This window comes from Sediminibacterium sp. (assembly GCF_051861365.1).
Classification (GTDB): Bacteria; Bacteroidota; Bacteroidia; order Chitinophagales; family Chitinophagaceae; genus Sediminibacterium.
Genome location: NZ_JBHYCW010000026.1, coordinates 39,869 through 49,941, shown reverse-complemented (window position 1 = coordinate 49,941; position 10,073 = coordinate 39,869). Strand labels below are relative to the sequence as shown.

Here is a 10,073-nt window from a genome sequence, read left to right as displayed (position 1 = left end):
ACACTGTATTGGATAGCTCTAATCCAACAATCACAGACATCCGGTATCAAAAATAAATTTTCTCCGGACAGCAATGGATATTGACAAGTAGCAGTGCAACAACTTATTCATGGAATACGGGTGCAACAAATCAAGCTATTAACGTAGGCAGTACGGGTGCATATTATGTTACGGTCACTGATGATAATGGATGTTCTGCAACTTCTGCTGCAGTGAATGTGACCGTGAACTCTTTGCCAACAGCATCGGTTAGTGGTGGAGGAAGTTTGTGTCAAAATAGTGGAAGCACAACTGTTGTGTTTACGGGGAGTGGCGGTGTCGCACCATATACATTTAGTTATCGTGTAAATGGCGGTAATGTACAAGCAATTACTACCACTGTTGGTAATAGTGTTTCCATTAGTGTGCCTTCAAATTCGGTTGGTGCGTTTACTTATTCTTTGGTGGGTGTGCGTGAGAGTAGTGCAACTACTTGCGAGAACAGTGCGAGTGGTGAAGTAACGGTTCAGGTGAATAGCTTACCTACTGCAACTATCAGTGGATCAACATCCGTGTGTGCTGGTGCAACTTCTCCCGTAATTACATTAACGGGTAATGGTGGAACTGCTCCTTATGTGTTTACCTATGAACTTAATGGGGGTGCTGTTCAAACGCTTACCAGTTTTGGAACAACTGCGATTATTACTGTACCCACGAATATACCTGGAACCTTTACCTACCGATTGGTTAGTGTGCGTGATGCCAGTAGTACGGCTTGTGCCAATATTCAATCCGGCAGCGCAACTGTGGTGGTGAATACTATGCCAGTCACGCCTATACTAACTACTGTGAACACACATTTATGTAATGGAGCTTCGACAGTAATCAGCGTGCAAAATGTAGAAGCAGGCACAACTTACCAATGGTTTAAAAATGGAGTACTGTTATCCAGTAGTGCCGCTACATCTATTAGTGTTACTACAGCAGGAACTTACAGCGTGAAAGCCATCAGTACTGTCGGATGTACGACTATTGAATCTAACACTATCATCATCACGACAGGAACGGTTCCAACTCCGGTAATCATTGGAACAGGAAAAGTTTGTCCAGGCGGAAGAACGCCGCTTCGGATTGGTTCACAAGAAGGTTTAGGTTTTGACAGGTGGCGATGGATGCAGGACTCCCCAATTTGGGGAGTCCTTTCGGAGGACAGCCTTTTTTCGTTTGAAGCCGGGCAGTATCGCGTGAATGTAGAGCGTGAAGGATGTGCTGACAGTTTAGATTTTACTGTAACAGCAGATGATACTGAGTTCCCGGCGGGAAAAATTGAATTAGGTGCAAGCGAGATTAATTATGGTGGGCTCGTGCAATTAACTGCGGCAGTTAATCCAGCAGTTTCTTTTCAATGGAGCCTAGGTAATGGTAGAAATGTAGTTACACAGCAGCGCATTATTGAAGAATATTACTATACCTCAGGCGACAGTATTCCTGTATCGCTCGAAGCTACCACTATACGTGGATGTAAAGCAATGTTCTACTCTCATATAAAAGTAGGTGCGATGAAAACGGCAGTATTGCCCGATCAATCTTTCACAGGAAAGTTGAAGGACTGGAATGTATTTCCCAATCCATTTGATCAACATCTGAAGCTGTCTGTGATACTAAACAAACACGAGCAGGTAAGGATTGATTTGTTTGCTACAGATGGTAGATGGTTAAAAAGTTGGTTAAAGTCCGGCAGACAAGGAGAGAATCTTTTTGTTTTAGAAGATGTGCATGACCTACCTCGACAGCAAACTTATTTTATCACAGGATTTTATAATGGTGTCAAACACACAGATAAAATCTATAAACAATAATATGTATGAAAAATATATTTAGTGGGTTACTATTGCTGTTAACCGCGGCCTGCAGTAATAAGGAAGTTTCTTTAAAGCAAACCCAGACAGGTCCAAAGATTGTTTTTTCCAAAGACACCATGTATGTAAGGGAAAAAGATCCCTTTAATATCAATGGCAATGGAATATTTCAACTGCAAGCATTACCTGCAGCACATCAGCTACACCTAAAGTTTTATGACAGCAGCGGGCAAATTCAGTTTAGTTATCGTGGGCAAGCACTTACCAATGATCGACCTGTAATTGTAGCTGGAGAATGGAATACTGTTTTTTGTTCGGTTAACCGAAGTGGTTTGTATGCAGTAGAAGTATCTCTGAAAGATCAGTTAGGCAGATCTGTAATAAAAAAATTAATGATTCATGCGGCGGTAGCTCAAAGACCCAGTGCAAAACTTAGCTGGAGAGCTGATGACCGTGATCTAGGTGGAAAGCGATTTTATTTTGATGCTAGTGGTAGTGTACAACCTTACGGTAAAATACTTTCATATCACTATGATATAGCTGGTCAATCGATTACCAGTTCCACTGATAAACTCCAATATATTTTTCATCAGAAAGGCAGTTATCCTCTTTCCTTTTTTGTGGTGGATGATTTAGGGAAGCATTCCGATACACTTAACCAAACAATTGATGTGTTATGAGATGGCTATTGATTTTACTATTAGTGCCTGGACATATATACGCTCAGTTGAGTACACATAGCAGGGGGGCAGCGATGGGTGATGCAGGTATAGCTTCTGCAACTGGTAACCAGCAACTAGGATATAATGTAGGTAAGACAGTGTTCACCAATTACCTGCATCAGACTTCTGTAAGTTATTTGCCATGGATGCGGCACTTGTTTCAGGACACCAAATTTATTCGTGTTGATTATCTCACAACAACAGGAGAGTCAACAACATTAGGTTTTGCGGTGAATTATCTTGATTTCGGCAACCTTACAACCCGTGATAATTATGGGGCAAGCCTCGCGATTTATCGTAATGTGGCTTATAACATCGGTGGTACTGTCGGGGTAAGGTTAAGTTCATCGTCGGGTATTGGTGCTACACTTCGATTGCTCGGTGCAAGAAGCTTTGAAGCTGGAGGTGCATTGAACCGTTATGGTGTGTCAGCTGATCTACAATATTATCATGCAATAGGAAAATTTTCATTGGGTATGGTGGTAAACAATTTGGGAAATGATCTATGGCAGGTTGGTGAAACTGGAGTCGGCTTTGCTTACACAGATCAGGATGAAATGAAAGCATGGTCAGTAGCACTGGATATTCGTAAACCATTGAAAGGTTCATTTGCTTCGTCAAGATATTCGCTGGGAGCGGAAATGGGTTTTGCAGAAAGTTTCTTTCTACGTACTGGTCTATCACTTGAACACCAAGACTATGGCAATAGAAAATATGGTTCATTAGGTGCAGGGTATAAAGGATTTGTTGAAGATCAGTCATGGGGTATTGATCTACACTATATTATACCATTTGGTATCAAAGCGGCTTTGGCACCCATGCAACAGGCGTATGGACTGACGTTGTATTTGAACATTGGAAGTTTTCAATAGTAAACCATTTAATGAAAGCATGGTAGGTACGTAGGTACAACTGTGCCTGATCTTGCCAATGATTGCGAATTAGAACACAAGGTTACACGCTCATTCGGGATTATGGAAGAAGTAGTGGGGCACATCGGTGATAAACTGAAAAGCGAATATCCTGAACTGCTTAACAGGGTCATTCATCAATATTTTAAGGTTGGCTATGTTATTATTTACAAGACTACGCTCAGGAAATGCCAGCGTTAGTTGAAAAAACTGAAACGGTACTCTCTGATTATAAAACAGAGATTTCAAAGTGTGAGGTAAGCTCTTTACTTCCAGCAAAAGACAATAGTGAAGGGAGGGAAGGAGGTTTAAAAAATAATCGACGAATATGTTTCAAGGAATCAGTTGGATGCAGTACATCGGTGCGATTATACTTGTATTAGCAGGTTATTATATCGCTGTGGGATGGATGTACAGAAAAGAATTGTTGCAGTGGTGGAAAGAGCGGAAGAAAGAGTGAGTATGGAATAAACACCCATGCAACCCACATGCCCCGCCGCCTCAAGTGCAGGAGAACCAAGTGCGTAAGTCAGATGGTGGCGGGCATGTTTTAAACAAACAAATAATGAGTGTATGAAAAAGTGGAAAAAGAAAATACAAATACTTTCTCTATTGCTTGTCCTCGTTGTGGCTGCTTTTGCTCAGGACGGGAATGCCGGCATATTGGAAGCCAACCAGAGAGTACGCAGCTATTTTGCATCCGGTACACAACTAATGTATGCAGTGGGGGCCATTGTAGGACTGATAGGTGCTATCAAAGTTTTTAATAAGTGGAATGCAGGCGATCATGACACAGGTAAAGTAGCCGCTGCCTGGTTTGGCTCTTGCGTATTCCTGGTCGTAGTAACAACGGTGATTCGGGCATTCTTCGGTATTTAATTTATTGCATAAACATTATAAAATCATGCAACAAGATCAACAACAAAACTATTTACGCCGCATCCTAGAGGAAGAGTTCCCGGATGTTTATTGGCGCTACCAAGAGTTGAGCCTTCTTGATGCTGAACTAGTAAACATACAGTTGCATTGCAGGCAAGTATTTGATGAATTGAGTTTTGATGAGGACAATCGATTCTTCGCTTATGCGATCACTGGTGCCATTGCTGAGTATCTGGCATTGCAGGAAGGATGAAACAAAATGTGAAGTCAAGAAAATGTGAGTCATGGGCTTTCATGCAGTACAAACATTAAGAACCAATATGCGTGCGATTAGCATTGCACTTGACTGGAAGCCGGGTGACCAGCTTTCGGATCAACAAATGTCTGCCGTACGTGCGTATGCAGGATTTGGTGGTATAAAAGCAGTGCTTTATCCTCGCGCACCTATTGATGAGTGGGTATCACAGGGAGCATCAGATACTGATCTTACACTTCATGCTTTAGTGATGGAACTCCATGCACTACTCGAAGCAAAACTATCGGCACCTGATTATAAAGCAGTTATCGATTCCATCAAGAATAGTGTGCTGACTGCTTATTATACTCCGTCATTTGTTGCTACAACCTTGTGTGATGTCTTAAGAGAACAGGGTACAGTACACAAAACTATTTACGAACCTAGTGCAGGTGCTGGTGTTTTTGTAGAAGCTGCGGTAAAGGCCTTTCCAGATACTGAGAAAATCATCGCAGTAGAAAAAGATATATTGACCGGTAAAATACTAACGGCACTTGGTAGTAGAATTCCTAATCTTCATGTCGCTATTAAACCCTTCGAACAAACCGGAGTGGATCAAAAAAGAAGTATTGATTTAATCGTCAGCAATATTCCTTTTGGTAATTTTCCAGTGTACGATCCTGAGTTTAAGGGAGAGGGTGTTACAGAAAAAATCCACAATTATTTTTTTGCAAAGGGATTGGAAAAACTACGTGATGGTGGACTGATGGCTTATATCACTACCGATGGATTTCTTAGTAGTCCTTCGAACAAAACAGTCAGAGAGTATTTGTTTAAAAGAGCAGATTTTATATCTCTTACTGTACTGCCTGATAACCTGATGAAAGAAAATGCTAATGTAGAGGCCCCCACTCATTTACTCATAGTACAAAAAAGAGAAAATAAGCTGGCGTTATCAAAAGCAGAGACCTTGTTGCTTGAAACAGTACAACAGCGAAATGAATTCGGTGTATTTCACATCAATCAATATATCACAGAACATATAGATATCATACTGGGTGATAAGATAGCTGCTGGCAAGAACCAGTATGGGCAGGCACATCAGATGGTGTGGCAGAACGGCTCTATGGAAGAGATCGCAGAAAATCTGCAATCAAGATTGCGAAAAGATTTTAGCGAGCGGCTTCGTTTTACAGCGTCTCCTGCGCAACAACTGACAAAGGAAAATGCCTTGCATTTTTTAGATGTTCCAGAACCACAGGATGCTACAACAAGTGTGCAGCTCGGTCTTTTTGATATGGCACCAGCCGTATCGGTTAATAAAGCGTTGGGTTATATCACGGAGATGGATCAGAATAGTGTTCTCAAATCGTCTGCGAAGATCATCAATACGATTCGCGCAAAGGAGCAACCTAGTCATGACAGCATCGTTTTGATCACTGCAAGATCTGTTTACTCAAAAGAGTTTGTATACAGACTCTATAGTAACCTAGAGGAAGTAGATGTCAGTGCCAAGTGGATGAATGCCTCTCAGGTCACAAGACAGCTTTCTTCACTCGGGCTCCAGCTTTCAAAGTATGACTATACCTTTTATAATGAAGGGGAAACTATTTTTTCTGCACCTCTCAGTAAGCAAGACTTATATCCTGTTTTAGAAAACCTTCCATCGTTTTATGGTGAAAGAATGCTGATTGTTTATGGGGAACAGATTGGGTTTGTGCATTACGAGCAAGGTGCAAAACCCATTTTCCAACCTTCGGTTTCACCTTTTCAGGATGTAGCTTTTTATGAAGCCTATACTGCGCTTCGTGATGCCTATATACTGCTTCAGCAGGATGAAACTGAAGTGCGCCGAGCTGCGCTTAACCTACTTTATGAAAGATTTGTGGAATCACATGGTCTTTTGAACCTACCCGCCAATGTAAAGAAAATCGGGCGTGATACCCTGTACGGCACAACTTTACTTTCCTCTTTGGAGCGCAGGGAAGGTGAGTATTTTGTGAAGTCGGATATACTTACGCAGTCACTGATTCGTGAGAAAGACCTGTTCCGCACCGATGAACCGCTCGACGCGATGGCACATAGTCTGGATGACCGCGGTATCGTCGACCTAGAATTTATAGCGGCTGCACTCGGATGCAGTGAAACTGAAGCAATAACCGCACTTGGTCAACATATTTATTATAATCCATCTTCTCTTGTCTTTGAACCTGTTGATAAATACCTGAGTGGGAATGTCGTAGAAAAACTGGATATCGCACGTAAAGCTCTGAAAGAAGACGAGAGAAATCTTCAATTAATACGATCTGTTGAAGCACTGGAAAAAGTGCAGCCTGAAAAAATTCCTTTTGAATTACTCGACTTCAATATGGGTGAAAGATGGATACCCATTGATTATTACCAACGGTTTTGTACGAACCTTTTTGAACTGCGTGTGAATGTAGAGTATTTCCCATCCATTGATGCATTCAGGGTTGATGTGCGGGGACAGAATACAAAGTTCAATGCTGAATATGCGGTGGTACCCAAAAATGGCAAAACCATGTATGGGGATGCCCTGTTAGAAAACGCATTGGAGAATACTTATCCTTTTTTTACGTATGAAATGGAAGTTCGTGATCGCACCATCCGAGTGCCGGATAATGAAGCTACGCAACTCGCACATCAGAAAATTGAAAATATACGATCGCAGTTTGTAGAGTGGCTTACCGCATTACCACCTGAAGAGAGAAAAGAATTAGAAGAACTCTATAACCGGACATTTAACTGTTATGTGTTACGTGAGTATGATGGAAGTCACCTGAGTTTACCCGGTCTGGATAAACAACGACTAGGGATTGATAACCTTTATAGCAGCCAACAAAATGCTATCTGGCGGATCATTCAGAACCGTGGTGCACTTATTGATCACGAAGTGGGTCTTGGGAAAACACTGACCATGATTGTTGCGGCACACGAAATGAAAAGGTTGCAGGTTATTGATAAACCTGTCATTCTTGCACTGAAAGCAAATGTGGATGATATACGCAATACTTTTCGTAGAGCCTACCCTAATGCAAGGTTACTAGCACCGTCTGAAACTGATTTTAGTCCTGCTAATCGTTTAAGACTATTTCATGAGATTAAAAATAATCGTTGGGACTGTATTATTTTAACGCATGACCAGTTTGGAAAAATTCCACAGAGTCAGGAAATACAAAGGGAAATATTCACAACGGAGTTAGACAATATTGAACGTGATTTAAACACGCTCAAAGAAATGGGTGGTTCCATCGGCCGTCGCATGCTCAAAGGATTGGAGATACGCAAAAATAACACTGCCGCTAAACTACAGGAGGTCGTTAAAAACATTGAAGAAAAAAAGGATGCTGGCATTGACTTTTGCTCCATGGGTATTGATCACCTCTTTGTGGATGAATCCCATAAATTCAAAAATCTCACTTTCACCACTCGCCACACTAGGGTAGCCGGACTGGGTAATCTGGAAGGGAGTCAGAAAGCGCTGAATATGCTTTTTGCTGTACGGGAATTGCAGAGCCGTTTTAACAGCGACCTATGTGTGACCTTTCTTTCTGGTACGCCGATCTCCAACAGCCTGACTGAGATGTACTTGCTATTTAAGTATTTGCGTCCTCGGGAAATGGAACGCCAACAGACCATCAATTTCGATGGATGGGCTGCTGTGTTTGCTAAAAAGTCTACTGATTTTGAGTTTTCAGTAACCAACCAGATCATCGCTAAGGAAAGGTTCCGTCATTTTATCAAAGTGCCGGAACTGGCCATGTTTTATAACGAGATTACCGACTATAAAACAGCCAAACATATTGGGCTGGATCGACCCGTATTGGTCGAGGAACTAGTCAATATTGCACCCACACCCGATCAGCAGGAGTTTATTCAAAAGCTGATGCAGTTTGCCAAAACAGGTAATGGTGAACTCATCGGACGCGGAAAACTTTCTGAGGAAGAGGATAAAGGTCGGATGCTGATTGCTACTAACTACGCCAAGAAAATGGCCGCCGATATGCGGCTCATCAATGAACATATTTATGAAGACCATCCCAACCATAAGGTAAATGTTTGTGCTTCAAAAGTTTCAGATATCTACCGCAACACTTCTGAAGATCGGGGTACACAAATCGTTTTCAGTGATATTGGTACACCCAAGGCAGACAGTTTTAATTTGTACGATGCGCTGAAGCAAAAACTAATGAATGACCATGGCATTCCCGCTCATCATATCAGTTTTATTCATGACTGGACAGACAAACAAAAAGGGGAACTGTTCAAAAAAATGAATGTGGGCGATATCCGCATACTGCTCGGCAGCACTGAGAAAGCGGGGACAGGACTAAATGTACAAAAACGCATTGCTGCCATGCACCACCTTGATATTCCATGGAAGCCTGCTGAACTGGAACAACGTAATGGTCGTGGTGTTAGAAAAGGAAATGAGCTGGCGAAAGCGAAACTGAACAACCAGGTCAAAAGTTATATCTACGCCGTGGAGCTATCACTGGATAATTACAAATTTAACTTGCTCAAAAACAAGCAGACTTTTATTTCACAAATGAAAAATACTGAACTCCATGTGCGCAGTATTGATGAAGGTGCTATGGATGAAAAAACTGGAATGAATTTTTCTGAATACATCGCTATCCTATCCGGTGACACCACGCTTCTCGAAAAATCAAAGCTCGAAAAAAAGATTGCGGTTATGGAAGGTCTTCGCGCCGCTCATATGCGTGAGCTCATGAGAAGCCGTTACCAACTGGAAAATCTGGTTCAAGACAGAACAAAGAATCTTGCTATCCATAACAAGTTGAAAGCGGATGAAGAACAATACAAGAGTCTATTGAAACTGGAAGCCGATGGTACAAAGATTAATGCACTTCATGTGCATGCGGTAGAGGGAGATTCAGAGACCATTGGTAAATATCTGATGCGTCTTTCTCAGAAATGGATACCGGAGAATGGTGAGGGAAAAGAAAAACTAATTGGCGAATTATATGGATTTGGTTGCTATATCGCTCACTCCCGTGAGGCTTATGAACAAGGAGGCTTGTATGAATACCGGACAGTCAATACTTTTTATGCCACGCGAAAAGAAACGGGTATTAAGTATACGTATAATTCGGGTCACCTAAATCTGGATCATCCTAAGCTCGCAGCTCGCTATTTCCTCAACGCCATTGACCGTGTAGACAACCTGATAAAAAAATATACAACAGAGATAATAGAGGCTGATCGACAGATTCCGCAACTGGATTCTTTAAGTCAAAAACCTTTTGAGAAAGAGGTCGAACTTAAAAATATGAAAACAGAACTCTCTCGACTTGAAAGAGAAATCACTGTCAACCTTCAAAAACAGCAACTACTTTCTGAAGGGGTTAAGCAGATGGATTTTTCTGAAATGAAAAAGGAGGATGAGATTGATGAACTGCTTCCGCAGGTCGGTCAAGAAATAATAAAAGCAATCAGGATATAA

7 protein-coding genes are annotated in these 10,073 nt (G+C 41.6%); all 7 read left to right on the top strand.

The features are described 5' to 3' along the window. The first annotated feature begins 80 nt into the window (after nucleotides 1–80). The 7 genes from ACTIEV_RS11990 to ACTIEV_RS11960 all read left to right on the top strand — a co-directional run bounded on the left by ACTIEV_RS11990 (nucleotide 81) and on the right by ACTIEV_RS11960 (nucleotide 10,073). Nucleotides 81–1,838: an immunoglobulin domain-containing protein gene (locus tag ACTIEV_RS11990; protein WP_322195279.1), complete on the top strand. Its 1,758-nt coding sequence runs from the start codon at nucleotides 81–83 to the stop codon at nucleotides 1,836–1,838. A 5-nt stretch (nucleotides 1,839–1,843) separates the two neighbouring features. Continuing rightward, nucleotides 1,844–2,518: a PKD domain-containing protein gene (locus tag ACTIEV_RS11985; protein WP_322195282.1), complete on the top strand. Its 675-nt coding sequence runs from the start codon at nucleotides 1,844–1,846 to the stop codon at nucleotides 2,516–2,518. Beyond that, nucleotides 2,515–3,432, top strand: coding sequence for a PorV/PorQ family protein (locus tag ACTIEV_RS11980; protein WP_322195284.1), 918 nt, complete (start codon nucleotides 2,515–2,517; stop codon nucleotides 3,430–3,432). Before ACTIEV_RS11985 ends, ACTIEV_RS11980 begins: the two co-directional genes overlap by 4 nt. A 367-nt stretch (nucleotides 3,433–3,799) precedes the next feature. Beyond that, the gene (locus tag ACTIEV_RS11975) at nucleotides 3,800–3,931 is read left to right on the top strand and encodes a hypothetical protein (protein WP_322195286.1); all 132 of its coding nucleotides are present in this window, start codon (nucleotides 3,800–3,802) and stop codon (nucleotides 3,929–3,931) included. A gap of 113 nt (nucleotides 3,932–4,044) precedes the next feature. Further along, entirely contained in the window at nucleotides 4,045–4,350 is a 306-nt protein-coding gene (locus ACTIEV_RS11970) for a DUF4134 domain-containing protein (protein ID WP_322195288.1), read from the top strand. A 25-nt stretch (nucleotides 4,351–4,375) separates the two neighbouring features. Then, entirely contained in the window at nucleotides 4,376–4,603 is a 228-nt protein-coding gene (locus ACTIEV_RS11965; protein ID WP_322195290.1) for a hypothetical protein, read from the top strand. A 31-nt stretch (nucleotides 4,604–4,634) separates the two neighbouring features. Continuing rightward, nucleotides 4,635–10,073, top strand: coding sequence for a helicase-related protein (locus ACTIEV_RS11960; RefSeq protein ID WP_322195292.1), 5,439 nt, complete (start codon nucleotides 4,635–4,637; stop codon nucleotides 10,071–10,073).